Below are 25,481 nucleotides of genomic sequence, written 5' to 3'. Positions count from 1 at the left end.
GTCCGGATTCCGGACAAGCCGTGCCCCTGACAAGCGCTGCGGAGGAGTATTTGGCCGAACGACCGGTAGGCGCAAGGGCGCCTTTCGGCCGTCAAGCCTTGAACAACCCATGCGTCCCCGGTCAACCGGCCGCGTTTCAGACCACGTTCCGCTCCCCCGCCTCGATGGCGAGGTCCAGCGTATTCCCCGGCGGCGGAAAGGGGCAGATGAAGTGGTCGGAGAAGGCGCAGGGCGGCAGCAGCGCACGGTTGAAGTCCACCGTCGTACGCCCCTCGGCGTCCGGCGCGGCGGGCCGCAGGAACCGGAAGCGGTTGCTGCTCACCCCGCTCGTCGCATCGCCGAAAACCGCCCACAGCGAACCGTCCGCCTCGACGCTCACCTGAAGCGTCAACTCCCGCCCGTCCAAGGCGAACGCCAGCTCCCCGCCCAGCCCGAGACCCCGTTGCCTGCCGTCCGCGTTCTCCACCCGCACGGTGCGGTCCTCGTCGTACGGCGTGAAGCGCCCCGGCACCGACCAGCGCGGATCGTAGGGCGTGGCGTCGATACCGCGGAACCCGCGCCGCGCCTCCGAGCCGGGATCGAAGTCCCGTACCCCCCAGACCCCTTCACGCACCAGCACCACCAGCCGCCGCTCACCGAGCGCGAGTTCCCCGGCGTCCACGGCGAGCCGCACCTCACCGCTGAGAGGCAGCCCGTCCAGGGTGAGCCCGTCGCCCACCTCGGCCGTCAGCACCACCGCGTCGCCGTCGAGCCGCCAGTTCCCGGGAATGCCCGGAAGTCGGCCCTCCGGATAGTCCTCCAGCCAGTGGGTGCCGGTGAGCGAGAGCGGCCCGTAGGGGGCGGAGACCGTCTCCACGCGGTGCTCGTGCCACTTCTTCCACTCGTCGAACGCGTCCGACGTCATGTGATCAACCCTTCCATACCGGTGTAGAAAGCCCGAGGTGGGAGCGGAGAGAGGTCCCCTTGTACTCGGTACGGAACACCCCCCGCTCCTGAAGCAGCGGCACCACCCGGTCCACGAACTCGTCGAGTCCGGCCGGGGTGAGGTGCGGGACGAGGATGAACCCGTCGGCGGCGTCGCGCCGCACGAAGTCGGCGAGTTCGGCGGCGACCGCCTGCGGGGTGCCGATGAAGGACTGCCGGCCGCCCGCCTCGATCACGGTCTCCCGGATCGACAGCCCCTTCTCCTTCGACGCGCCCGCCTCCCCCACTCTCGAACTTCGCTCGAGCGGGGGGACCCCCATCTCGGCGATCGCGCGTGTGTCCCCGCGCCGGGTCCGGCCCTGGGTGAGCGACGGCTCGGTCACCGGGTCGATCTCGGGCAGCGGGCCGTCCGGGTCGTACCCGGAGAGGTCGACGCCCCAGATCTGCTCCAGCGTGAGGATCGCGGTCTGCGGCGAGGTCTGCTGCCGACGGATCTCGGCGGCCTTCTCCTGCGCCTCGGCGGCGGTGTCGCCCAGGACGACACTGACCCCGGGCATGATCTTCAAGTCCTCAGGAGTACGGCCGTACTTCGCGAGCCGCCCCTTCACATCGGCGTAGAAGGCCCGCCCGGCGTCCAGGGAACTCTGCCGGGTGAAAACAACGTCGGCCGTGGCGGCGGCGAACTCCCGCCCCTCGTCGGAGTCCCCGGCCTGGATGACGACCGGATGCCCCTGCGGTGAGCGCGGCACGGTGAACTCACCCGCGATGTCGAAGTGCCGCCCGCGGTGCGCGAACGGCCGGGACACCCCGTCCGGCGTCCAGGAGTCCCACAACTCCCGTGCCGTGGCGACGAATTCGGCGGCCCGTGTGTACCGGTCACCCCGGTCGAGGAACCCGCCGCGCCGGAAGTTCTCCCCGGTGAAGGCGTCGGAGGAGGTCACCACGTTCCAGCCCGCCCGGCCCCCGCTGAGATGGTCCAACGTGGCGAGCCTGCGGGCGAGTTCGTACGGCTCGTTGAAGGTCGCGTTGACCGTGGCGGCGAGCCCGAGGTGCTCGGTGACGGCGGCGAGCGCGTTGAGGACGGTGATCGACTCCGGGCGCCCCACCACGTCCAGGTCATGGATACGGCCCTTGTGTTCGCGCAGCCGCAGCCCCTCGGCGAGGAAGAAGAAGTCGAACAGACCGCGTTCGGCGGTGCGGGCCAGATGCTCGAAGGAGGAGAACTCGATCTGCGACCTCGCCCTCGGATCGGCCCAGACGGTGTGGTTGTTGACGCCGGGAAAGTGCGCGGCGAGATGCATCTGCCTGGTCATGAGGGTCCCCCCGCGTACTGGTTGGCGGGCCGCGTCAGCCCCAGGTGGTCCCGGAGCGCACTGCCCGGATAGAAGGTGCGGAACAGCCCCCGGTGCTGCAACAGCGCGACGGTGCCGTTGACGAGCCGCTCCAGGTCACGGCGCGGCTCGACGGGCGTGAGGTGGAAGCCGTCGACGGCGCCCTCCCCGTGCCAGGAGGCGACCAGCTCCGCGAGATCGACGGGACCGCCGCGGTACAACGGCCCCTGCGCGGTCTGCCGGGGACCACCCCCGCCATGCCCCGGCTCGGCCGCGTGCTCCCCGTCACCGAGATCGACGACAAGCCCGGCGAGCACCCTCAGCGCATCGGGATCCCGCCCGAACTCGACGGCGGACGCCCGCAGTTCCTCCCGCACGGCCCGGGCGTGCGCGGCGCTCACAGACCGCACGAGCGCCACGTCGGCATACCGGGCGGCGGTCCGCCGGGCATGCCCGTCGGAGGCGTCGATCACCCGGACGGGGTGCCCCTGCGGAGGCCGGGGCACGATCGACGGACCCTTGACGGAAAAGTCGGCGCCCTCGAAATCGACGTAATGCAGCTTGTCCCGGTCGATGAAACGGCCGGTCGCCACATCCCGTATCTCGGCGTCGTCCTCCCAGCTGTCCCACAACTTCGCGGCCACATCGGCCACTTCACCGGCCTCCTGCCACAGCGCATCGGCAGGAGCGGCATGCCGCCGCCCGAACAGCCGGGCCTCCCCTTCAGTGGTCGACACATCGAGCCGCCACCCGGCCCGCCCCCGACTGACCCAGTCGAGAGTGGCGACAGCGGCCTGAACATGGAAAGGCTCGGTATGCGTGGTCGTCACGGTCGGCACCAGCCCGATCCGACTGGTGACCGGCGCGACCCGCGACAACACGGCGAGCGCGTCGAGCCCGGGCCGCGCGAAGGTGTCGTCCAGCGTCACGAAGTCGAGAACGCCGTGTTCGGCAAGCCGCGCCAGTTCAATGTAGGAGTCGGCGTCGTAGGCCGACGGTTGGTCGACCGCGGCGGAAAGATGCAACATGGGATCCCTTGTAATCATGGGGTTCTGGGACGCGCCCCAAAGGGGCGCGGGGCTGTGTCTATGTGCGGCTACCGCCGCGTGGGCGCGACCAGCCCCCACCGGCCCGCAGCCGAAAACGGCTCACGCCGCCGCACGCCCCGCAAGGCCCGCGAAGAACTCCAGCGCCGCCCGAGCCGTCGCATCGTTCTGCCGAAACGCGGGCCCCCCGGTCCGCGGCCGGGTGAAGGCCCCCGGCGTCCGGCCGTCCGTGAACGGCCCGAGCGCGAAGCGCCGTGGGTGAGGACGCCCGCCCCGGTCGAGGATCCGCCCGTCACCGGGGTCCACCCGGAGCAGCCCCTCGGGAGTCTCCCCGGCCCCCTCCTCATGCAGCTCGCGCAGCAACGTGTCCCGCGCCCGCCCGACCGTCGGCTCGGGCAGCCGCGCCTCGACCAGCGCCCGCGCCTCGACGAAGGCACCCGGCACGCTCACACTGGAGGCCCGGAACACCCCGCCCTCGGCGGTGACCCCCATGTCGGCCCCCAGGAACCGCACGATCCCGGCACGGGACAGCGCCTGGAGCTGCCGCAGCCGTGGCCCGGGCGGCCCGGAGGCCAGATAGCTGAAGAAGCCGTGCCACCAGGACCCGATGTCGCCCAGCCGTATCAACTGACCGTAGACGGACAGCAGTCCGAGAAAGACGGCCGAGTCCGCACTGAACGAAGGATCATGACGTCTGCTCAGATCCCGTTCGACATGCCCCCGCAGCCCCTCCTGGAGCTCCTCGAACGACCCGTACCGCACCCCCTCCAGCGGCCGGTCGAGCGCGTCCAGGTCGAGACGGTCGGCAGGATCCGGGACGGCGGCGGCCACGAGCGCCCGCACCTCCGCGGCGGAGCCGGCCGCGTACTTCTCCTCGAAGTCGGCCCAGGACATCGTGGTCCGCTCACCGTGCACCGTGAACAGCCGGTGGTAGTGCGCGAACCCCAGCTCCTTCTCGATCAGCGGCCACACATCCCGCCGGAAGTCGAACCCACCTGATCTGGCGAGCAGTTCATCGACCTCGGCGGGCCCGAAGAAACGGGGCAGCGGGGGCCGCTCCCCCGTCCAGTCGTAGCCGATCTTCGAGCGGTACGGCACTCCGCGCCGCGAGCCGACATGCAGCACGGGCTCCTGCCCGGACGGCACATACGTGTCCCCCTCGTACCGGCCGCCCCGCCCCTCCGTCAGCAGCACCATCAGGTCGACGAAAGCGAGCCCGAACCCGCGGACGAGGACGTCGGAGCCGGGCGCGAGCGCGGACAGATCGCTGTCGGCGGTGAAGTCGGGCGGCAGATGGACGAGGTCGTGCTCGGCGGCGTAGGCGGCCAACGACCGCTGCTCGTCGTCGAGTTCGGCGTCGAGGTGACCGAGGGCCAGGACGACGAGGTCGGCGAGGAGCGGGCGCGGGCGGTCCTCCAGCCACACCTGCTGACGTCCCTCGCGCGGACCGGTGACCCGCACGGCCCGGCGCGGATGATGGTGCACCCGGATCGAAGGAGGCAGCGCGGCGACCGCCTGCTCATGCACCCACCGCAGGTATCCGCCCTGGAGCTGCCGGTCCGCGAAGGTGGCGGCGTCGATGCCGGCCCATTCGTGCAGCGTGGGCCCGGGACGCACGGGTCCCGCCATGTTCACCGTCTCGTCGGTGAACATGGTGACGTCCTCGGCGTGCGAGTTCATCCAGAGCAGCGGCGACTGCGCCTCCCGCCAGATGCGCCCGGCGCCCGGCGGATGCGGGTCCACGAGATGCACATCGAGGCCCGAACCGTCGTACAGCTCGGGGGCGTTGGCGGCGATCCGCTCGATCAGACCGGTCCCTCGCGGCCCGGCCCCGACGATCACCAAAGAGTGCCGGCCGGGACGGGGCTGCGGGACGGTCCGCGAGGAAAGGGTGTCGGAGGGCATGCGAAGGCTCCGTGGCAGCGAGTCGTCAGAACTCGGATGGATGCCTTCACACGAGCGCGCCGCGCGGCGCGGATGCGGCCGAGCCCCTCAGCAGGGCCGCTCCTTGAGAGTACGGGGCCGTTTCCCCTCGCTGTCAAGGCTGTCCAGACTGTGGGCAGTACGTCTCATCTCAGTTGACGCACAACCGGATGCCTGTTCCACTTGGCCCATGCATCCACAGCAGTGGCTGGTCAAGCGCTCCCACATCGACCTCGGTCGCGTGTGGTCCTCCTCCTGTTGAGCTGACCCACTGCGCGCCCCGATTCCCCGGGGCGCCCTTTCGCGTTCTCCTCCCCCGCCTTCACACGCGCCCTCCCCTCAGCAGCGCTTCCCGTTTCCCTCAGCATCCGCAGTCACATCCGCAGTCGCACCCGTCGCAGCAGTTCCCACAGCAATCGCCGCAGTTCCCGCAACAGTCACAGCAGTCGCAGCAATCTCCGCAGTCGGCCTGGTTGCAGAGCCCTTCCCGGCGCTGCCGGCTCCACGGGTCCTCGAACTCCCCGCAGCACATCTGGCACGTACAGGCCAGCCCCAGCCACACCGCACACCCCGCCAGCAGCCCGCGCCGGTCACGGCGGGGCGGCTCCGGGGGCGGCGGCACACCCGGACCGCCCGGGGCACCCGGCGTACCCGGCCCGGTGGGCGCGTAGGGGTTCGACAGCCCGGGCCCGTGCCCGCAGGACGCCGTCCCGAAGGCCCGGTCCACGGACGTCCGCAGCTCATGCACGAGCAGCACATGCGCCAGCTTCTGATCGGAGAAGTCCGCCTCCCGCAGCGCGAGCCGTATCCCGTGCACGGCGTCGTCCGCGAGCCGCCGCGCCTCCGCCAAGGAGGTCCCCGTGGCCGTCAGCGGATTCCACGCGCCCGACGCGGCGTCGGCCTCCCGGTCCTCCACGGCGTCCAGCAGATGCGCGAGCCGCCCGAAGAGCCGCCCCGCCTCGGCGAGCGGTTCGGCGTTGCCCGGCCGTCCGGCGAGGACCGCGGTGTGCGCGAAGGCGGCCGCGGTGGCCGTCTCGGTCGGTTCGGTGACGGTCAGGATCGGCGTCCCGGGCCCGGCGAGGGTCTCGATGCCGAGCTGCCGGTCGACGGCGTCGACGAGGACGTCGGTGTCGAACCCGACGGCGGAACCGCTGCGGGCCCCCGCCGCACCCCAGCTCGACGCGACCCGGCGGGCCGCCAGCGCCACCGGCCTGCGGGCCAGCAGCCCGTCTCCGTCGGCGACATGGTCCCGTACCTTCGCCGAGGCGAGCACGAGGGAGACGGCGGCCGAGAGCCGCGCGCCCTCCCCGTTGGCGACGGACGCGGTGCGCATTCCGCGCAAGGCGCAGGGGCCCGCCGTACGCCTCGAAGCGCCGCCCTCCGAAGCCTGAGCATCCGTCAGAACCGATATGAGCAAGCCGTCGTAGTTGGTGACGAGCCGTGCGAACTGGCCATGGTCCTTGCGCAGTGCGAGGCACAACCCGCACAAATGCGCCATCCACTGGGTCTTGAGGCTTTCACCGAGCCGATGGCGGCAGGGCCTGACGATTCCGAACATGGTGATCCCCCGTGAGCGGTGCGACGTTGAGCGGCCGCATCGTACCGACCCCTCCGTTCACCCGTACGCCCCGGCCGTCACCCATACGCCGCGAAGAATCATATTTCACTCACAGTCAGCAGCCGTATGGGGAACGGCCCTTGTGAATCCCGGGCTCTCGACGAATGGGCTGTGCACCAGTACCGTCACAAACCCCCCGCGCGGCGTCTATCCACATGGCGCGTCATCCGCATCATGGATGACGATAGGGATACGTAAAGCGAGAAAGACCGCTGTGAGAGGAGGCGTCCATGGGATCGGTGCGCAAGGCGAGTGCCTGGCTGGGCCTCGTTGACGACAACGATGACGAGCGTTACTACGACGACGACGGATACTCCGAAGGAACCGAGCCCGGGGATGCCTGGGTCACCGACCCCCGGGTCAAGGTGGCCTCGGACGTCGCCGAGGAGAAGGGCCGTCGCATCGGCACGGTCACCCCGGACAGCTTCCGGGACGCGCGCGCCATCGGCGAGCTCTTCCGCGAGGGAGTGCCCGTCATCATGAACCTGACCGCGATGGAGGCCTCCGACGCCAAGCGCGTCGTCGACTTCGCGGCCGGCCTGATCTTCGGACTGCGCGGTTCGATCGAGCGTGTCTCGACCCGCGTGTTCCTGCTGACCCCCGCCAACACGGAGATCGTGAACGGCGACCCGGCCGCGCACCGCACGGACGGCTTCTTCAACCAGAGCTGAGGCAGGGCCGCTCACCGGCCCTGCCCCCGCGCAGGGTTCACCGAGAGGCCTCGACGGAGCGGCTTTACCGGAACGCGTCGAGCCCGGTGAGCGCCTTGCCCAGCACCAGCTGGTGCATCTCGACGGTGCCTTCGTAGGTGAGCACCGACTCGAGGTTGGTCGCGTGCCGCATCACGGGGTATTCGAGCGAGATCCCGTTGGCGCCGAGGATCGTGCGCGATGTACGGCAGATCTCGATCGCCTCGCGGACGTTGTTGAGCTTGCCGAAGCTGACCTGCTCGGGGCGCAGGCGGCCGGCGTCCATGCGCCGCCCCAGATGGTGGGCGAGCAGAATCCCCTTGTGCAGTTCGACCGCCATGTCGGCGAGCTTGGCCTGGGTGAGCTGGAATCCCCCGATGGGCCGCCCGAACTGCTCGCGCGTCTTGGAGTATTCGACCGCGGCCTCCAGACAGGACCGCGCCGCTCCCATCGCCCCCCAGACGATCCCGTACCGGGCGTGCGACAGACAGCTGAGCGGACCCTTGAGCCCCACGACCTCGGGCAGCACCGCGTCCGCGGGCAACCGCACGTCGTCGAGGACGAGTTCGCTGGTGACCGAGGCGCGCAGCGACCACTTGTGCTTGATCTCGGGCGCGGAGAACCCGGCGCTGTCGGTGGGCACCACGAATCCGCGGATCCCCTCGTCGGTCTGCGCCCACACGACGGCGACCCCGGCGACGGACCCGTTGGTGATCCACATCTTGCGCCCGTTGAGGACCCAGTCGGAGCCGTCCTTCTTCGCGTGGGTCCGCATGGACGCGGGGTCGGACCCGTGGTCCGGCTCGGTCAGTCCGAAGCAGCCGATGATCTCGCCGGCCGCCATGCCGGGCAGCCAGGCCTGCTTCTGTTCCTCGCTGCCGAACCGGTGGATGGCGTACATGGCGAGCGAGCCCTGCACGGAGACGAGCGAGCGGATCCCGGAGTCGGCGGCCTCCAGCTCCAGACAGGCGAGCCCGTACTGCACGGCGCTGGCCCCGGCGCATCCGTACCCGTCGAGCGACATCCCGAGCGCCCCGATCCCGCCGAGTTCCCGGGCGAGTTCGCGGATGCCGGGCAGTTCGCCGCTCTCGTACCACTCGGCGACATACGGCAGCACCCGGTCCGCCGCCCAGGACCGCACGGTGTCCCGGACGGCGAGGTCCTCCGGGTCCAGCAGGTCGTCGATGCCGAGGGGGTCGGCGGGATCGAACGGGGGCAGCTTCGCGGACGCGGACATGGGACACCCTCCGGCGGCTTCGGCGACTCGGCAGACGACTAGACGGACGACTAGACAGACACCCTAAAACTAGCAGCGCTAGTTACGGCTCTCCGGCCGACGTTACGGGTGCAGTGTCACGCACGTCCAGTACCTCAGGCGGAGACGCGGGACTCGGCGACTTCCCGAGGGGCGGGGACCTCCACCGCGACCGGCTCGCACTGCATGATCCGCGGCAGCCGGAGCGCCATCACCGCGCCGAGCAGCAGCAGCCCCGCACTCACCAGCAGCGTCACATGCAGCCCGTGCACGAAGCAGTCCCGCGCGGTGCGGCGCAGGGTCTCCCCGGCCGAGCCGCCGAGCCGTCCGGCGATCTCGTACGCCTCGCCCAGCGAATGCCCCGCCGCGGCCGAGTCGCGCGCCGGAACTCCCTGCACCGACGACAGGCCGGGCGCGTACGCCGCGTTCATCACGCTGCCGAGCAGGGCGATACCGATCCCGGCGCCCAGCTGGTAGGAGGTCTCGCCGATCGCCGCGGCCCCGCCGGCCTGCTCCGGCGGCGCCTCGCTGAGCATCGACTCGTAGGCGCCGAAGAGCGTGGTCTCCAGGCCGAAGCCGAGCAGCACGAAGCCGAAGAGCAGCAGCAGGGGGTTGTCCTCGCCGCCCATGGCCATGAGCGTCAGCACGGCGACCGCCGTGAGGACGAAGCCGAAGCAGACCATCCGGCGCGGCCCGAACCGCCGCAGCATCCGTGCCCCCGCCAGTCCGGAGGCCATCGCGGCGATGGTCAGCGGCAGCAGCCGAAGGCCCGTCTCCAGCGGGGAGAGCCCCAGCACCAGCTGGAGATACTGCGCGGCGATCAGCTCAAGTCCCACCAGGGCGAGCATCGCCAGCACGATGCAGCCGACGGAGGTGCTGAAGGCCGGGCGGGCGAACATGCGCAGGTCCACCAGGGGATGTGTGCGGCGCCGCTGTCGTCGTACGAAAAGAACCAGGAGCCCGGCGCCCACGATCAGGGGCAGCGCGGTGATTTCGTCGATCTCGCCGCCGCCGAGCCGCTTCACGCCGAGGACCAGGCCGAACAAGCCCGCCGCGGCCATCAGCGCGCCGACGACGTCCCAGGGACCGTCGGCGGTGCCCTTGGACTCGGGCAGCAGCAGGCGGCCCACCGGCAGACTGACCAGCATCAGCGGGATGTTGACGAGGAAGACCGAGCCCCACCAGAAGTGTTCGAGGAGGAAGCCGCCGAGCAGCGGGCCGACCGCGGCGCCCACGGCTGCCACCGCGCTCCAGATGCCGATCGCGAGGGCCCGCTCACACCGGTCGGGGAAGACCTGGCGGAGGATCGAGAGCGTCGCGGGCATGATCATCGCGCCGCCGACGCCGAGCAGGGCGCGCGCCACGATCAGCACCTGGGCGGTGTCGGCGAGTGCGGCCAGGCCGGAGGCGACGCCGAACAGGGCGTAGCCGAGGAGGAGGACCCTTCTGCGGCCGACGCGGTCGCCGAGCGTGCCGAAGAGGATCAGCAGCGAGGCGCAGACGAGGGGGTAGACGTCGACGATCCAGAGCAGCTCTATCGCGCCGGGCTTGAGGTCCTCGGTGACGGCGGGGACCGCCACGTGCAGCACGGTCGCGTCGACCGCGACCAGCAGCAGGCTCACACAGAGGACGACGAGGACGACCCAGCGGTTGGCACCGGCCCCGGCCGCCCGACGGCGCAGCGCAGCGGCGGCCGTGGTCGTCCCGGACATGTACGTACCTCCCAGATGTTCCCTCGCGGTCGGCGGGCACACGGGGTGGGGACTCCCCGTGATCTCGGCCGGAGAGGAGCGGTGATCCCCGGCCCGCGCAACGAAGGCGAGTGACACGTCAGCGTACGCGAGTTCACGCCTCGGCCAAGTGGTGGACCTCTCAGACTCCGCCGAGAACACGTGTGGCGTACGCCACGCTCCGCTCTCCGCCTCCTCTCCGCCAACACGCCCCGGCGGGCCGCGCGGTTCGGGGCACGGTCGATAATCGGACCCGTGACCGATCTTGAAACGCGCGCGGCACCGGCGGAGAGCGCCCTGCGCCGCGCGGCCCCGGCCCTCCTCGGGTACGCGGCCGTCCGCGCCCTGGGCCTGCTCACCCTGGCCCTGTGGAGCGCGGCGCGCGACAAGAGCGCGTACACGCTGCTGACCGCCCGCTGGGACGCCCTCTGGTACACGAGGGTCGCCGAGCTGGGATACGGCTACGAGGTCCGCCTCCCGGGCGGCGACGTCCACTCGAATCTGGCCTTCTTCCCGCTGCTGCCGTGGCTGGAGCGGGGCCTGGCAGCGCTGTCCCCTCTCTCGTACGCCGACGCGGGCTTCGCGGTCAGCCTGCTCGCCTCGTTGGCGGCGGCGTGGGGCGTCTTCGCGGTCGCGGACCATGTGTACGGCCGCCGGGCCGGGGGCTGCGCGGTGCTGGTCTGGGCGGTGCTGCCGGTCGGGATCGTGCAGTCGATGGCGTACAGCGAGTCGCTGTTCACGGCCCTCGCCGCGTGGTCGCTGTACGCGGTGCTGACCGGCCGCTGGGTGCTCGCGGGCGCCCTGGCGTCTCTGGCGGGCCTGACCCGGCCGGTGGGGCTGGCGGTGGTGGCCGCCGTGTGGGCCGCGGGGATCGCCTCGTTCGTGCGGGAGAGAAGCACGGCGCGCGCGGACGGCGCCCGCCCCCTCCCCCGCGCCCTCGGCATGCTCCTCGCCCCCCTCGGCGCCGCCGCCTACGTCCTCTGGGTCGGCCACCGCACCGGCAAGGGCCCCCTCGGCTATCTCGACGTCCAGGCCGGCTGGCGCAACGGGTTCGACGGCGGCTACGCCTTCGCCCGGTTCGTCGGCGAGAAGTTCACGTCGTTCCCGTCGGCCCTCGCGGGCGCGGGTCTGATCATCGGGGTCGGGCTCATCGTATGGCTGTACGTCGTCGGCGTGCGGCAGCGTCAGCCGCTGCCGCTCCTCGTGTACACGGGCGTGGTCACCGCGCTCGCCCTGTGCGCGTCGAGTTACTTCGGCTCGAAACCGCGCCTCCTGATGCCCGCGTTCCCCCTTCTGTTCCCCCTCGCCCTGGCCCTCGCCCGGTCGCGTACGTCCAGGTCCGTGCTGGTGGTGGGCGGTGTCGCGGTGGCGTCGGCGGTCTACGGGGCGTTCTGGCTGAACGGCTCGGGCCCGCCATGATCGACTCGCGGCCGTCCATGAGCGGCCGGAGAATTCCTCCCCATGATTCGGTGAACGAATTCATAATCGCCAATAAACCGGAACCCGGAATGATCAAAGGAATTGAAGGGCGCGGGACGGTCCGATAGTGGATTCCTCGGAAATAAACCTCTCCCTGAGAGGAATCCCACATCACATCGTCATCACAAAGCCGTGGATTCGACGGGGTTCCGCACTCACTCGCTGTAACGTCGATTGAGTGCGTACCGAACGAAACCTCACCCGTCTGGACCGGGTGTTCGCCAGGCTGGACCGTGAGCCGGAACGACCGGCCCATCTCGACGTGCCGAAGATGTCCCGGCACCGGGTCGCGCTGCTCGCCGGAACCCTGCTGTTCTACCTGGCGATCGTGTGGCTCGTCGTCGACACGTCGTGGCTGGTCCGCCTGGACTGGCAGGTCATGTTCTTCCGGCCGTACCAGCAGTGGTCGGAGATCCACTGGTTCGTCGACTACTACGTGGTGCTCGGCCAGCGCGGCCCCACCGCGGTGATGGTCGCGGCCTGGCTGGGCTGGCGCTCCTGGCGGCAGCACACCCTGCGCCCGATGCTCACCCTGGGCGCCTCGCTGCTGCTGCTCAACATCACCGTCGGCGCCGCCAAGCTCGGCATGGGCCGCCTCGGCCCGCACTACGCGACCACCATCGGCTCGAACGAGATGGGTCTGGGCGGCGATATATTTCCCAGCGGCCACACCGCGAACGCCGTGGTGACCTGGGGAATCCTGGCCTATCTGGCCTCCACCCCGAGGGCCCGCAGATACCTGTCCGCGGTGTCCGCGGTGACCTCCCTGGGCGTCGGCCTCGCCACCGTCTATCTCGGTACGCACTGGCTGAGCGACGTCCTGCTGGGCTGGACCGCGGGTCTGCTGGTGCTGCTGGCGCTGCCGTGGTGCGAGCCGCTGATCGCCCGCACCGAGACCGCCCTCTTCGACCTGCGCGACCGCTGGCGGGCCCGCCGTGCCGTACCCGCGGCCGTCAAGCCCGTCGAGGTCCCGGTCCCGCTCAAGCCGCGCACCGCTCCCCAGAGCGAGCCCGCGGCCCGCTCCACCCGGGCGCCCGCCTATCTGGCCCCGGGTCCGCATCTGACCCGCTCGGAGCGCACCCCGGTGACCCCGGTCGGCCCGCGCCGGCCACCCCACCCCGACCGCGTGGCACGCGGCACAGCCTCGGCGGCCCGCCCCCTGACAGGCGGCTAGCCGGCGGACAGCGGGGACGGTACGCACACACCCACCCCGCAGCGACGGCCCCGGTTCCTCCTCAGGAGCCGGGGCCGTCGTCGCGTCGGAGGCGTTGTTCAGCCCTTCCAGGCGCGGGCCACCCGGCCGTCCTTCACCTCGAAGTTCAGCCGCCCCACGCGGTACTCCATCGTGATGATCGCCCCCGGCGGCAGCGAACGCACCGTCGACCAGCCCTTCTCCCGGGCGAGCCGCTCGGCGCGCGCGGAGTCCAGACCGACGTACGTGTCCGGGCTGTCGTGGGGTTCGGCGGAGGGTTTCGGTATCGGTGCCATACGGCCACGCTAGGCCCTGTCCGGCGGCCGGGGCCAGGGATCAGGCCACTGTCGGTAGCTGATCCCCCTCCGGTCACGCTTCTGTCACAGGATCACGACAGCCGTTTCAGCGGTGCTTTGTCACTCCTACGAGCGGTTCCGTACGCCTTCCGCGCGCAATCGAACGTAATTCCCGCGTGTCGCGGACGCTCTTCGAATAAGCGGGCGGAAAGTGCCGGGAGATGTGCCGCCGGAGCCTTTCGAATCCGATTCCGGGCGGGGCCGCGGGATCTGACGCCGCATAGGAAAAACACTGATCCGGCACAGAACCCCCGTACGCCCTCTGTCGCTGCGCACGGCGGCGCGAGCATCATGACGTGACCCGAGGCGCGACCAGCGAAGGGGCGAGCGAGCGATGGGGACCGAGACCGTGCGGACGACGGTACGACCCGTGCGAAGCAGGAATCACGGCCGGGTGGTCGTCGACTGGCTGACGACGACGGACCACAAGAAGATCGGCCATCTGTACCTGATCACGTCGTTCGTGTTCTTCCTGGTCGGCGGTGTCATGGCGCTGCTGATGCGCGCCGAACTCGCCCGGCCGGGACTTCAGCTCCTGGACAACCAGCAGTTCAACCAGCTGTTCACCATGCACGGCACGATCATGCTGCTGCTGTTCGCGACCCCGATGTTCGCGGGCTTCGCCAACGAGCTGATGCCCTTGCAGATCGGCGCGCCCGATGTCGCCTTCCCGCGGTTGAACATGCTGTCGTACTGGTTCTTCCTGTTCGGCGGGCTGATCGTGACGAGCTCGCTGTTCGTGCCGTCCGGGCCCGCCGCCTTCGGCTGGTTCGCCTACGCGCCGCTCAACAGCGCGGAGCGCTCCCCCGGCGTCGGACCCGACCTGTGGATCATGGGCCTGGCGCTCGCCGGTTTCGGCACGATCCTCGGCGCGGTCAATTTCATCACCACCATCATCGGGATGCGCTGCCCCGGCATGACGATGTTCCGGATGCCGATCTTCACCTGGAACACGCTGTTCACGTCGATCCTGATCCTGATGGCGTTCCCGGTCCTCGCGGCCGCGCTGCTCTGTCTGGAGGCGGACCGCCGGTTCGGCAGCGTGGTCTTCGACTCGGCCAACGGCGGGGCGCTGCTGTGGCAGCACCTGTTCTGGTTCTTCGGCCATCCCGAGGTCTACATCATCGCCCTGCCGTTCTTCGGGATCATCACGGAGATCCTGCCGGTCTTCAGCCGCAAGCCGCTCTTCGGTTATCTGACGCTGATCGGCGCGACGATGGCGATCACCGGTCTGTCGATCGTGGTGTGGGCGCACCACATGTTCGTCACCGGCGCGGTGCTGCTGCCGTTCTTCTCCTTCATGACCTTCCTGATCGCGGTCCCGACGGGCGTGAAGTTCTTCAACTGGATCGGAACGATGTGGAAGGGCTCGGTGTCCTTCGAGACACCCATGCTGTGGGCGTGCGGCTTCCTGGTGACGTTCCTGTTCGGCGGCCTGACCGGGGTGATCCTGGCGTCACCGCCGCTGGACTTCCATGTCTCCGACTCGTACTTCGTCGTCGCGCACTTCCATTACGTCGTCTTCGGCACGGTCGTCTTCGCGATCTTCGGCGGCTTCTACTTCTGGTGGCCCAAGTTCACCGGCAAGATGCTCGACGAGCGGCTCGGCAAGATCCAGTTCTGGACACTGTTCGTCGGCTTCCATCTGACGTTCCTGGTGCAGCACTGGCTGGGCGCGGAGGGCATGCCGAGGCGTTACGCGGACTATCTCGCGGCCGACGGGTTCACCGCGCTCAACACCCTCTCGACGATCGGCGCGTTCCTGCTGGGCGCCTCGACGCTGCCGTTCCTCTACAACGTCTGGAAGACGGCCAAGTACGGCGAGAAGGTCGAGGCCGACGACCCCTGGGGCTACGGCCGTTCCCTGGAGTGGGCGACCTCCTGCCCGCCGCCCCGGCACAACTTCAGCACGCTGCCCCGGATCCGCTCCGAGTCCCCGGCGTTCGATCTGCACCATCCCGAGTACGCGGCGTTCGCTCCTCAGCCCGAGCCAGAGAGCGAGAAAGCCGGTCCCGAGCGGTCCTGATGGCCTCGGTCAGCTCGGCGGGCTCCAGCACCTCGAACTCGAAGCCCATCAGCATGACGTGAATGACCATCACATCGAGGCTCGCGGCTCCGGTGCGCAGGATGCACGCGTCCGGCCCGTCGGGTTCGAGCTGTCCCGCCGACGGCGACACACGCTCGGCGGCCTCTTCCAAGGGCACCAGCAGCCGTACGGCGGCCTGCGCGGCGTACGCGCGCGTGGAGACGCCCTTGGAGACGAACGCGGCGAGATCCTCGGCCGGGGGCGTACGCGGGGTGAAGCGGGGACCGTGCGGCGGCTTGGGGGTGATGCGGTCGACGCGGAAGGTCCGCCAGTCGTCGCGGTCGAGGTCCCAGGCGACGAGGTACCAGCGGCGCTCGGTGCAGACCAGGCGGTGCGGTTCGACGGTACGGCGGGTGGGCTCGCCGATGGGGGTCCCCCCGCTCGAGTCTGTTCGAGAGTGGGGGCGGCTGCGGTACTCGAAGCGCAGGCGCTCGGCGTCCCGGCAGAGGTTGGCGAGCTCGGTCAGGACGGCCGGGTCGACGGCGTTCGGCTGGGGGCCGCGCAGCATCGGCACGGTGAAGGCGTTCAGGGCGCCCACGCGGCGGCGCAGCCGGTTCGGCAGGACCTGCTCCAGCTTGGCGAGGGCCCGCACCGAGGTCTCGCCGATGCCTTCGATGCCCTGTCCGGCGGCGGTGCGCAGGCCCACGGCGACGGCGACCGCCTCGTCGTCGTCCAGGAGCAGCGGGGGCAGCTCGGCACCGGCGCCCAGCTGGTAGCCGCCTCCGGTGCCGGGGCTGGCGTTGACGGGGTAGCCCAGCTCGCGCAGCCGGTCGACGTCCCGGCGCACGGTGCGCGGCGTGACACCGAGGCGGTCGGCGAGGTCGGCGCCGGACCACTCGCGGTGGGCCTGGAGGAGCGAGAGCAGGCGGAGCAGTCGTGCCGAGGTCTCCAACATGGTCGAATTCTTCATCAGGGCGGGTTCTTCGGCAGGGCGTTCCGGTGTTCATCAGGGCGTTCTTCATCAGGGCGAGAACGGCAGTTGCGGCACCTCGAAACAGTTGCTGTCCATGTCCCCCTGCGAGACCCATCCCTCGCCGTCCCGCCAGCGCGCCACCGACAGACACGTCCGGCGGCTCTCGGGCGGCTCGGCCAGCCGTTCGAACCGCACCGGAACGAGCAGCCCGTCGGCGGTGAAGTCCTCGCTGCGGTCCATGGACGCGTCGACGCACGCGCGCGTGATGCCGCTGTCGGCGCAGGACTCGGCGGCGTCCGTGAACCACTTGGCGGCCGCCCACCCCTCCAGCTGCCACTGGGAGTGCGTCTCAAGCCCCTTCGTGGCGTCCCGGAACTCCCGTACGGCGTCCTGTCCCGTGTCCTCGAAGTTGCGGCTCGATCCGGTGGCCCACAGGGCGTTGCGGCAGTTCGGGGCGTCCTTGTAGTCCTCGGCGACGGTGGAGGACCAGTTCTGCACATTGGTGACCTTGGCGGTGACCCGGGCGCCGACGTCGTCCATCGCCTCGCACAGCCGGGCGTTGCCGTGCGCGTCGATGGCGTCGAAGACGAGGTCGACGCCCTGCTCCTTCAAGTCGGCCGCGACGGCACGGAAATTGGGCAGCGCGAAGTCGACCTGCTCGCTGACCACCTCGTACCCCTCGGCCTTCAGCCCTCGCTCGACGAGCCGGGCGTAGGCGGCGGACGCGGCCTGGTTGTACGAGACGACGGCGGCCGTACGGGCTCCGTGCTCGCGCTTGAAGTAGCGGTAGACCTCCGTGCCGCCGTACTGCCGCCCGCCCCAGCCGGTGGTGCCGTTCCGGGGCGCGAGGCTGCCGTAGATGCCGTACAGGTGCGGGTAGGTGTCGTAGGCGGCCCCGATGGGCTGGCCGCCGATGTCGGGCACGCGCGCGCGGGAGACGCGGGAGGCCCCGGCGTAGTCGAGGGAGGTGGTGGCGACGAGGGCCACCACCTCGTCCTCGTCGATCAGTCGGTGCACACAGGTGTTGTTGCCGACGCCGCTGCCGCCGTCGTCGCACTCGCGGACCTCCACGCGGCGTCCGTCGATGCCCCCGCGCGCGTTGAGGCGCTCGAAGTACGCCTTGGCGCCGTCGCGGGGGCCGGTGAAGGTGTCGCCGCCGACCGGGCTGGTGGCGCTGGTGATGATGCCGACCCGGATCGGCGCGCTGTCCTGCGCGGGGCTCGCGCGCTCGCCGCGGCCCTCGAAGTCGCTCTCCGGCAACCGGCTCCCGCACCCGGTGACCGCCGCGAGCAGCAGGACCGCGGCGAGGGCCTCAGCAGCCCGGCAGGGCCGACGCCGTGGCATTGCCGCTCAGCTGGACGAGGGCGCACAGGGTCGTCACCGACACCTTCCAGGTGCCGTCCTGTTCGACCGCGGTCCCGGAGGCGTCCGGCAGGGCGGTGGCGCCGTTCAGGAGCAGGGTGTACGTCACGGTCGCCTCGGTCGCCGAGGTGAACTCGACCTTGGTGACCTGCGCCTCCACCTGCCCGCCGCGCTGGTCACCGCTGAAGGCCTGGAGTACGGGACCCATCTGGTCGCCGTTCTCCAGGACGGCCTGTTTCTCCTTAGTGGAGGTCTTGGGGTCGAAGAACTTGTGCCAGTTCTCCTTGATCTGCTTCTCCGCCGCCGCCTGGTCGGCCGGCCCGCTCGGGGAGGGGCTCGGCGACTCGCTCGTCTGTTCCACCGAGGGCGTGGGAGGGGTGCTCTCGCTGCCGCCGCCGCTGTCGTCACTGCATGCCGTCAGGGCCACGGCGAGGGCGAACACCACCGCCACCAGCCCCCGGCCGCCGTTCCCCCATGTGCGGTCGCTCCCGAGAACCATCTGGCTCACCACCGGGTGTCGGTCCGGGCCATGAGCGCCCGGTGCTTTCAGGGTCAGCTTGCAGAAGGCATAGTGCAAGCCATCGGCTGACATGGACAGACACTTGACGTGTTGGGAGTCAGAGATGCGGACAGCCCGACTGCGGACCGTGCACCCCGTGCTGTGGGCCGGCTGGGCCGCGCTCGCCGCGGGCGCGGTGCTCTGCGTCATCGGCTGGTACGGCATCTCCGGCGAGCGCTACGCCGAGCGGCAGCTCCCCTACCTGGCCTCCTGCACGGTCCCCGGCGCCGCGCTGATCATCGCCGGGGCGGTCCTCCTGGCCCACGGCCGCACCACCATCGCCGCGCTGCGCGTGGAGGAGCTGTACGGCCTCCTGGTCGCCACCGAGCCCACCGACACCGAGGTGTCGGGACCGGCGACGGCGCCGCTCGCGGTCAGCGCCGACCTGCTGATGGTGCCGGGCGGCACCCTGTGGCACCGCGCGGACTGCCCGCTGGTCTCCGGAAAGGTCGAGGCCGTACCGGTGGACACCAAGCTCGTGGCGAGCGGCGAGCTCGGCCCCTGCCCCATCTGCGAGCCCGCCGAAGAAACCGACTGATGTCCTCCCTCACGTACGACCTCACCCTCGCCGGCCTCTCGGTCGGCAGCGCCGCCGCGCTCACCGGAATCGGCCTGATCGTGACGTACCGCGCGACCGGGGTCCTGAACTTCGCGCACGGGGCGATCGCGATGGTGTGCGCGTATGTGCTGCGGCAGTGCGTGGTGGAGTGGGGCTGGCCGCTGTGGGCGGGCGCGACGGTGACGCTGCTGGTCCTGGCACCCGGGCTGGGGGTGCTCCTGGAGCGATACGTCTTCCGCCCGCTGTCCGTCCTGGGCAGCGACCCGGCGCAGACCCTGGTGGCGTCCATCGGCGTGTTCGTGCTGCTGGTGGGCGGGGCGGCGCTGGTGTGGGAGCAGGGGGCGCGGGACGACGCGCCGGAGCTGGTGTCGGCGGACCCGTGGGGCCAGTTGGCGGTCGCGCTGGTCCTGGCGACGGGTGTGGGGGCGGTGATCCGCTGGACCCGCTTCGGGCGGGAGCTGCGGGCCGTCGTGGACGACCGCCAACTCGCCGTCCTGGGCGGCATCGACGCGGACCGGGTGGCCGCGGCGGGCTGGGCGTTCGGCTCGTTCACGGCGGGCCTGACGGGCGTGCTGCTGGCCCCGTACGTGCGCCTGGACCCGTACGGTCTGCCGCTGCTGGTCATGGAGGTGGTGGCGGTAGCGGTGGCGGCGAGGATGCGCAGCCTGCCGGTCGCGGTGGTGGTGGCGCTGGGCATCGGGGTGGCGCAGAGCCAGCTGACGCGGCTGCATCCGACGGGCTGGGGCGAGCCGTTGTTGCAGGCGGTGGGGGCGAACCTGTTCGTGGTGGCCCTGCTGATCGCGGCGCTGGCGCTGCCGAGGATCGGTTCCAGGGACGCCCTGCCCCGCACCGCCACCGCGCGCGTGCCGACCCCTCCGGGCGCGTGGATCGTGGCGGTGGTCCTGTTCCTGCTGCCCCTGGGCTTCGCGGGCTCGGACCTCCAGACGTCGGTGCAGGTCCCGGCGCTGGGCGTGGTGCTGCTGTCCCTGGTGGTGGTGACGGGCAGGGGCGGCCAGATCTCGCTGGGCCAGGCGGCGTACGCGGGGCTGGGCGCACTGTTCACGGCCCTGCTGGCGGCGGGCCGCTTCCCGGGCCTGCCGCGCCTGCCGGAACTGGCGGCGCTGGCGCTGGCGGTGGTCCTGGTCGCCCCGCTGGGCCTCCTGACGGGCTGGCCGGCGATCACCCGCCAGGGCCTGGCGCTCGCCCTGGCCACCTTCGCGGTGGGCGTGGGCGTGAGCCGCTTCGTCTTCGCCCAGCCGTACGCCACGTCGGGCTTGTCCCTGGACCGCCCCTCGGGCTTCGAGGGCGACCGCGCGTACTACGTCCTGGAGTTGACGCTCCTGGCGGCGGCCCTGCTGACCACCCGCCTGCTCCGCACGGGCCGTACGGGCCGGGCCCTGGCCGCGATGCGCGACCACGAGGCGGGCGCGTCGGCGGCGGGCGTCCGGGTGCCGTCCCTGAAACTCCTGGCGTTCGTGGCGGGCGCCGCCCTGGCCGCCCTCGGCGGCGGCATGCTCGGCATGGGCCTGCGCGCCTTCGACCCCGCCGCCTTCGACCCCGTCCGCGGCCTCCTCTGGTTCGCCGCGGTGGTCGTCCTGGGCGCCGACAGCACCCTGGGCGCCCTGACGGCGGCGGCCCTCCTGGTGGGGCTCGACGCGGGGGCGAGGGGCGGGGTGGCGGCGGCGCTGATCGGCGTACTGGCGGTGCTGGTGGGCCGGTTCCCGGGCGGGCCGTACGAGGCGTTGCGGGCGGCGGCGGGGAGGCTGCGGTTGCGGCGGGGGGCGGTGCTGACGCCGTTGGGGGAGGGAGTGCGGGCGAGGCTGCGGCCAGTGCAGGCAGTGGAGCAAAGGGCGGCGCGTGTACCGGCGTTGGTGGCCACGACTGCCGCCCCCGCCCACGAAAGCAGGACGCGTGCTGCGGGCGGGAACCCAAGCCTCAAAGCCCGCAACCTACAAGCCCGCTACGGCACCTTCACCGCCCTCGACCACATCGACCTCGACATCCCCCCGGCCCAGGTCACCGCGATCATCGGCCCCAACGGCGCGGGCAAGAGCACCCTCTTCCACTGCCTGGCGGGCACCCTCCGCCCCACCACCGGCAAGATCCTCCTCGGCCCCCACGACATCACCCCCCTCCCCGCCCACGCCCGCACCCGCCTCGGCATCGCCCGCACCTTCCAGCAACTCGCGATCTTCCCGTCCTTGACCGTGGCCGAAAACGTACGAGTGGGCGCAGAACAGGGCCGTATCCCCGACCCCACCGCGGTGGAACGAGCCCTGCGACTCCTCGCACTGGACGGCCCGCTCCAGAACCTCCCCGCCGCCGCCCTCCCCACCGGCACCCTGCGCCGGGTCGAACTCGCGAGAGCCCTCGCCGGCAGTCCGAGAGTCCTCCTCCTCGACGAACCCGCGGCGGGCCTGGACACCGCGGAGGTGACCGCCCTGACTCGCGTACTGAAGACACTCGCGGCCGACGGCACCGCCCTCCTCGTGGTGGAGCACGACCTGGACCTGGTGGCGGACCTCGCGGACGTCGTGCACGTGATGACGGCGGGCCGCATCGTCGCATCCGGCCCACCCGACCACGTACTGGACACCGCGTGGACGGCGGCCCCATGAGCGCCCCGGCCATCTCCCTGCGCCACGCGCGCGTGCGCTACGGCCCCTTGGAGGCCCTGCACGGCATCACCCTCGCCGCCCCGGGCCCCGGCCTCACCGTCCTGCTCGGCCGCAACGGCAGCGGCCGTACGACCGCCCTGCGCGCCCTCGCCGGCACCGTGCCGCTGTCCGGGGGCGCCGTGGTGTGGGACGGCGCCGACGTGACCCGCGTGCCGGCGCACGAGCGCGCCCGCCGCGGTCTGTGCCTGGTCCCCGAGCGGCAGGCGGTGTTCGGCTCCCTCACGGTGCGCGAGAACCTGGAGCTCGCCTCACCGTCGTACGACGAGGTCCTCGACGCCTACCCCCAGCTCGCCGCGCTCCTCCCCCGCCGCGCGGGCACCCTCTCCGGCGGTGAGCAGCGCATGCTCGCGCTGTCCCGCGCCCTGCTGGCACGCGCGCGTGTGGTGCTCGTCGACGAACCCGCGCAGGGCATGTCACCGGCGGTCGCGGCCCGGACGTACGACCTGCTGAGCGGGCTCCACGCGTGCGTGGTCGTCGCCGAGCAGCGGCTGCCGCCGGTGCTGCACGGCCGGGCGGCGTTCGTGTACGAACTGCGCCGGGGCGCGGTCGTGTTCAGCGGAGAGGCGGCCGAACTGGACCCGCCGACAGGGGCGGACCGAACACGGCCAGGTCCCGGGTAGCGCTCTGGGGATCCTTGGGGTCCTTGGAGTTCTTGGGGATCACCAGCAGGGTCCCCACGTTCAGCCGGTCCGGATAGCGGCCGATCATCTCCTTGTTGGCCTCGTACAGCGCCCGCCAGCCGCCCTGGACGCCGTACTTGCCGGCGATCGCCGAGAGCGTGTCGCCGCGCTTCACCGTGTGCATACGGCCCTTGAGCCGGTACCGCGCGGAACAGACCGGCCAGGCCTCCCAGCCCTGCACGGCCAGCACCTCCTGCGCGACGGCGATCTGCTGCGCGCGCGGGGCGAGGTCCGCGCGCGGGGCGTACTTCAGGCCGCCGAACTCCTCCCAGGTGGGCTGCCAGAACTGAAGCCCGCCGTAGAAGCCGTTGCCGGTGTTGACGTCCCAGCGCCCGCTGCTCTCGCACAGGGCGATACAGCTCCAGGGCCAGCCGTCGCGAGCGCAGTCGTACGGCACGGGGGTGGGCGGCGGACCGGGGGCCGGGGGCGGCGGGGCGGCGTACGCCAGAGCGGGAGCCGCGGGGGCCGCCGCGGCGAGCAGGCAGACGGCGAGGAGCAGTTCGAGCGGCTTGCGGGAAATCGGCGTGCGGTGCATCGGTCCATGCTGGGCAGCGCGTCGCGTACCGCCGCACAGACGCGGCGGAAGGTGCCAGGGCCCCACCCGGTCGGCGGACCGACCAGGCGGGGCCCCGTGCCCGGGAGGGGGGAGCTTCTCAGAGTTCGAGTCGCTGCCCGGGCACGATCATGTCGGGATCACCGCCGATGACGGCCTTGTTGGCGGCGTAGATCCGCTGCCAGGTGGTCCCGTGCCGGGCGGCGATGCCGCTGAGCGTGTCGCCCTTGCGGACGGTGTAGTCGCCACGGGACGCGCTGCGGTCCGTGTGGCTCTTCGAACGCGCCGGCGCCTTCGACGGCTTGGACGGGGCGGCCTTGGTGGTGGTCGAACCGGAGGAGGCCGAGGGTGCGCTGCCGTACGCCCCGGCCCGTGCGGAACAGGTCGGCCACGCGCCCCACCCCTGGGCGTGCTGGACCTTGGTGGCCACGGCGATCTGCTGGGACCTGCTCGCCCTGTCCGCCGTCGCGGCGTAGGCGGTGCCGCCGTACGCGCGCCAGGTGGAGGCGGAGAACTGAAGGCCGCCGTAGTAGCCGTTGCCGGTGTTGATGTGCCAGTTGCCGCCGCTCTCGCACTGGGCGATGCGGTCCCACACTCCGCTGTCCGCCGCCGCGGCGTTGCCGGTCGCGGCCAGCAGCCCGAGCGGGGCGAGCAGGGCCGCTCCGGCGAGAGCCGCCGTCGTACGGGTCTTACGAGCGTTGTCGCGAGTGGTATCGGCACATTCGGACATGTAAATCCCTCTCGAAGGACCCGGGGTCCCCCAAGGCGGCGCACGCTCCCCGCACATGGGCGGGTCGTCGCGCTCCGCCCCGTCCGCCGGAGGGTGGTGCTGCGAGCTGGCTGGTGCGGCCGGCGGACGATCCCGAGCGGTGCTCGTTGCACACGGCCGAGAAATCTAGGGAGGGCGACCGCCCGGTATCAACCAACTCCTTGTCATTCCAGGCCAGTTCGCCGTTACCCCGGGTATCGGCTTTTTTCGGCCACCCACTTCATTCGCCGATTTCCTGATTTGTCGACCAGTCGTCCCGGCGATCTGTGACTCACTTCACGCAACCAACTTCCTTGGATTTCCCAGTAATTGACATGGAGTGCCCGATTCCGGGCCCGGCGTGACCCTGTGCGTCGGATGGTTCGATTCCGTTCGCCCTGGAGCGTGACTCCCGCCACAGATCGCCCGTTGTCTTCTTCATGAGCCCGGGACCCACCCGGGCACCGGTTCCTGAGGGAGTCACCCGTGCCGCGCATGCTCGACGTCAGCGACGAGGTTCGCGCCGAGATCGGCGACGATGAGGCCGACCGGCTGCTCGCCGGCGACAACGCCCCCGGCAGTTACGACTGCACGTCCTGCCGCACTCCGGGCGACTCCGAAGCGGAGCGCACCAGCACCGTCCTGTTCATCGGCGACGAGACCGCGGTCCTCGCCTTCGCCCACGCCACCTGTCTGCCCTCGCAGGTCGTCCAGGTCACCGAGGAGCAGCTCCAGGGGGCGGTGCGCTCCATCAGCGGCGACACCGTCGACCTGGAGCCGGAGAAGGTCGTACCCGAGCAGGCGGTGCTCGGTGTCACCAGCGGACTCGTGCTGATCGCCGGGGAGTTGCACCCCGCGCTCGTGGTGGAGCCGACGGGGCCCATCGTCCGGCCGGGCGCGACCGGCGCCGGGGACGACTTCCTGCCGCTGCTCATCGAGCAGGGGTTCATGCCGGTGACGGAACTGTCGGAGGTGCCGCCGGTGCTGCACGGGTGGTCGGTGCTGCTGGCCATGGGCCAGCTGCACGCCGTACTCCAGCCCGGGTCGGGTGGCGGGCAGTCGGTCGCCTGGTGGCAGGCGCATCAGCCGTTGCAGGTGACGGAGAGCTGGCGGGCCGCGGCGAACAAGCATCAGCAGGTGCTGATGTTCGCGGCTCCGGTGGGGTCGATCGGGCGGCAGCCACGTGAGGATCTGCTGCGGGACGCGATCGACAAGGCCGCGGCGAACGGGAAGTTGGTCGCGTCGGCGCTGCCGCTTGCCGGGACGTGAGGCGCCTGGCAGCCCCGCGCCCCTAAAGGCGATTCCCGAACCGCATCTCTTGTAGTTCGGGGTCGTTTGGACATACGTGCACACCTACGACGTTCCCCGCCGCCAGTCCTTCGCCTCGGTTCCGGCCTCCCGGACCGCCCCGGACCCCCTTGGCGGCCCATCGGCCACGCCGATCTACGACGCGCTCTACGCCGAGTACGTCAAGTCGTTCCGCTCGCTGCCGGGTGACCGGAGTGGTGAGGAGGGGCTGGGGTTCACCGCCTTCGGGAGTCTTCCGCACGGGTCCGACTCGTACGGCGGCGGGTATCGGCCGGGGTCGTTCAGCAGCTCGTACAGCGCTTACAGCGCGGGCGCGCACAGTGCCCGGGTCGGGCAGCAGCAATCGCAGTGGCAGCGGGTCGGGCAGATCGGGCAGCACGGGACGATGGTGCAGCATGTGCCGGCTGCGCTGCCGCCCGGTCAGCGGCGCGGGTTCTGACGGAATACCGGAAGGGCGGCCCCAGTTGGGGCCGCCCTTCCGGTATTTCAGCG

The 25,481-nt window shown here is 71.2% G+C and carries 21 protein-coding genes and 1 pseudogene; 9 read left to right on the top strand and 13 right to left on the bottom strand.

From position 1 onward, the window contains the following. Window positions 1-136: 136 nt before the first annotated feature. The 5 genes from ABZ928_RS23930 to ABZ928_RS23910 all read right to left on the bottom strand — a co-directional run bounded on the left by ABZ928_RS23930 (window position 137) and on the right by ABZ928_RS23910 (window position 6,782). Window positions 137-904 carry a DUF1684 domain-containing protein gene (locus tag ABZ928_RS23930; RefSeq protein ID WP_361522425.1) on the bottom strand — a complete coding sequence of 256 codons (768 nt, stop codon included), beginning with the start codon at window positions 902-904 and terminating at the stop codon, window positions 137-139. Window positions 905-908: 4 nt separating this feature from the next. Further along, complete coding sequence (locus tag ABZ928_RS23925; protein WP_361523408.1) at window positions 909-2,225, bottom strand: NtaA/DmoA family FMN-dependent monooxygenase; 1,317 nt, start codon at window positions 2,223-2,225, stop codon at window positions 909-911. An 8-nt stretch (window positions 2,226-2,233) separates the two neighbouring features. After that, window positions 2,234-3,283, bottom strand: a complete 1,050-nt coding sequence (locus ABZ928_RS23920; RefSeq protein WP_361522422.1) for an LLM class flavin-dependent oxidoreductase — start codon at window positions 3,281-3,283, stop codon at window positions 2,234-2,236. Window positions 3,284-3,403: 120 nt separating this feature from the next. Beyond that, complete coding sequence (locus ABZ928_RS23915; protein ID WP_361522419.1) at window positions 3,404-5,206, bottom strand: FAD/NAD(P)-binding protein; 1,803 nt, start codon at window positions 5,204-5,206, stop codon at window positions 3,404-3,406. 379 nt (window positions 5,207-5,585) lie between these two features. Then, entirely contained in the window at window positions 5,586-6,782 is a 1,197-nt protein-coding gene (locus tag ABZ928_RS23910; protein WP_361522417.1) for a DUF5685 family protein, read from the bottom strand. Between the two features lie 290 nt (window positions 6,783-7,072). Here ABZ928_RS23910 and ABZ928_RS23905 point away from each other — a divergent pair, with 290 nt between their 5' ends. Continuing rightward, window positions 7,073-7,513: a cell division protein SepF gene (locus tag ABZ928_RS23905; RefSeq protein ID WP_123988213.1), complete on the top strand. Its 441-nt coding sequence runs from the start codon at window positions 7,073-7,075 to the stop codon at window positions 7,511-7,513. A gap of 64 nt (window positions 7,514-7,577) precedes the next feature. Here ABZ928_RS23905 and ABZ928_RS23900 read toward each other — a convergent pair whose 3' ends face one another. Both ABZ928_RS23900 and ABZ928_RS23895 read right to left on the bottom strand, forming a co-directional pair. Continuing rightward, on the bottom strand, window positions 7,578-8,768 hold the full coding sequence (locus ABZ928_RS23900; protein ID WP_361522414.1) for an acyl-CoA dehydrogenase family protein: 1,191 nt from the start codon (window positions 8,766-8,768) through the stop codon (window positions 7,578-7,580). A gap of 134 nt (window positions 8,769-8,902) precedes the next feature. Further along, window positions 8,903-10,498, bottom strand: a complete 1,596-nt coding sequence (locus ABZ928_RS23895; RefSeq protein ID WP_361522411.1) for an MFS transporter — start codon at window positions 10,496-10,498, stop codon at window positions 8,903-8,905. Window positions 10,499-10,771: 273 nt separating this feature from the next. Between ABZ928_RS23895 and ABZ928_RS23890 the strand changes: the two genes are divergently transcribed. After that, complete coding sequence (locus tag ABZ928_RS23890) at window positions 10,772-11,935, top strand: hypothetical protein (RefSeq protein WP_361522409.1); 1,164 nt, start codon at window positions 10,772-10,774, stop codon at window positions 11,933-11,935. Between the two features lie 238 nt (window positions 11,936-12,173). Then, window positions 12,174-13,169, top strand: coding sequence for a phosphatase PAP2 family protein (locus ABZ928_RS23885; protein ID WP_361522407.1), 996 nt, complete (start codon window positions 12,174-12,176; stop codon window positions 13,167-13,169). A gap of 98 nt (window positions 13,170-13,267) precedes the next feature. On the opposite strand, the gene ABZ928_RS23880 is transcribed toward ABZ928_RS23885, so the two are convergent. Further along, the gene (locus tag ABZ928_RS23880; RefSeq protein WP_361522404.1) at window positions 13,268-13,483 is read right to left on the bottom strand and encodes an I78 family peptidase inhibitor; all 216 of its coding nucleotides are present in this window, start codon (window positions 13,481-13,483) and stop codon (window positions 13,268-13,270) included. A gap of 394 nt (window positions 13,484-13,877) precedes the next feature. On the opposite strand from ABZ928_RS23880, the pseudogene ctaD reads away from it, so the two are divergent. Further along, window positions 13,878-15,404, top strand: a pseudogene (ctaD, locus tag ABZ928_RS23875) (cytochrome c oxidase subunit I); the annotation flags it as partial. Between the two features lie 43 nt (window positions 15,405-15,447). Here the strand turns inward: ctaD and ABZ928_RS23870 are convergent. From ABZ928_RS23870 to ABZ928_RS23860, 3 genes are all read right to left on the bottom strand, one after another. Then, window positions 15,448-16,524, bottom strand: coding sequence for a YafY family protein (locus ABZ928_RS23870; protein ID WP_361522401.1), 1,077 nt, complete (start codon window positions 16,522-16,524; stop codon window positions 15,448-15,450). 66 nt (window positions 16,525-16,590) lie between these two features. Next, window positions 16,591-17,886, bottom strand: coding sequence for an ABC transporter substrate-binding protein (locus ABZ928_RS23865; protein WP_361522399.1), 1,296 nt, complete (start codon window positions 17,884-17,886; stop codon window positions 16,591-16,593). After that, window positions 17,855-18,415, bottom strand: a complete 561-nt coding sequence (locus ABZ928_RS23860) for a hypothetical protein (protein WP_361522396.1) — start codon at window positions 18,413-18,415, stop codon at window positions 17,855-17,857. The genes ABZ928_RS23865 and ABZ928_RS23860 overlap by 32 nt, the downstream gene beginning before the upstream one ends. Before the next feature lie 112 nt (window positions 18,416-18,527). Between ABZ928_RS23860 and ABZ928_RS23855 the strand changes: the two genes are divergently transcribed. Genes ABZ928_RS23855 through ABZ928_RS23845 form a run of 3 tightly spaced genes read left to right on the top strand, consistent with a single transcriptional unit; the run spans window position 18,528 to window position 22,320 of the window. Then, window positions 18,528-19,001, top strand: coding sequence for a hypothetical protein (locus ABZ928_RS23855; RefSeq protein ID WP_361522393.1), 474 nt, complete (start codon window positions 18,528-18,530; stop codon window positions 18,999-19,001). After that, window positions 19,001-21,640 carry an ATP-binding cassette domain-containing protein gene (locus ABZ928_RS23850; protein WP_361522390.1) on the top strand — a complete coding sequence of 880 codons (2,640 nt, stop codon included), beginning with the start codon at window positions 19,001-19,003 and terminating at the stop codon, window positions 21,638-21,640. Before ABZ928_RS23855 ends, ABZ928_RS23850 begins: the two co-directional genes overlap by 1 nt. Then, the gene (locus tag ABZ928_RS23845) at window positions 21,637-22,320 is read left to right on the top strand and encodes an ATP-binding cassette domain-containing protein (RefSeq protein ID WP_361522388.1); all 684 of its coding nucleotides are present in this window, start codon (window positions 21,637-21,639) and stop codon (window positions 22,318-22,320) included. The genes ABZ928_RS23850 and ABZ928_RS23845 overlap by 4 nt, the downstream gene beginning before the upstream one ends. Here ABZ928_RS23845 and ABZ928_RS23840 read toward each other — a convergent pair. Both ABZ928_RS23840 and ABZ928_RS23835 read right to left on the bottom strand, forming a co-directional pair. Continuing rightward, a complete protein-coding gene (locus ABZ928_RS23840) occupies window positions 22,253-22,915 on the bottom strand; it encodes a transglycosylase family protein (protein ID WP_361522386.1) in 663 nt (220 codons plus the stop codon). The genes ABZ928_RS23845 and ABZ928_RS23840 overlap by 68 nt on opposite strands. A 118-nt stretch (window positions 22,916-23,033) precedes the next feature. Continuing rightward, window positions 23,034-23,663 carry a transglycosylase family protein gene (locus ABZ928_RS23835; protein WP_361522383.1) on the bottom strand — a complete coding sequence of 210 codons (630 nt, stop codon included), beginning with the start codon at window positions 23,661-23,663 and terminating at the stop codon, window positions 23,034-23,036. 504 nt (window positions 23,664-24,167) lie between these two features. On the opposite strand from ABZ928_RS23835, the gene ABZ928_RS23830 reads away from it, so the two are divergent. Beyond that, window positions 24,168-24,950: a hypothetical protein gene (locus ABZ928_RS23830; protein ID WP_361522381.1), complete on the top strand. Its 783-nt coding sequence runs from the start codon at window positions 24,168-24,170 to the stop codon at window positions 24,948-24,950. 76 nt (window positions 24,951-25,026) lie between these two features. Beyond that, on the top strand, window positions 25,027-25,428 hold the full coding sequence (locus ABZ928_RS23825; RefSeq protein WP_361522379.1) for a hypothetical protein: 402 nt from the start codon (window positions 25,027-25,029) through the stop codon (window positions 25,426-25,428). Window positions 25,429-25,481 lie beyond the last annotated feature (53 nt).

The sequence above is a fragment of the Streptomyces sp. NPDC046909 genome (assembly GCF_040644695.1).
Taxonomy (GTDB): domain Bacteria; phylum Actinomycetota; class Actinomycetes; order Streptomycetales; family Streptomycetaceae; genus Streptomyces.
The sequence above is the reverse complement of the archived record's forward strand: the minus strand, read 5'-3'. Positions and strand labels throughout refer to the sequence as shown.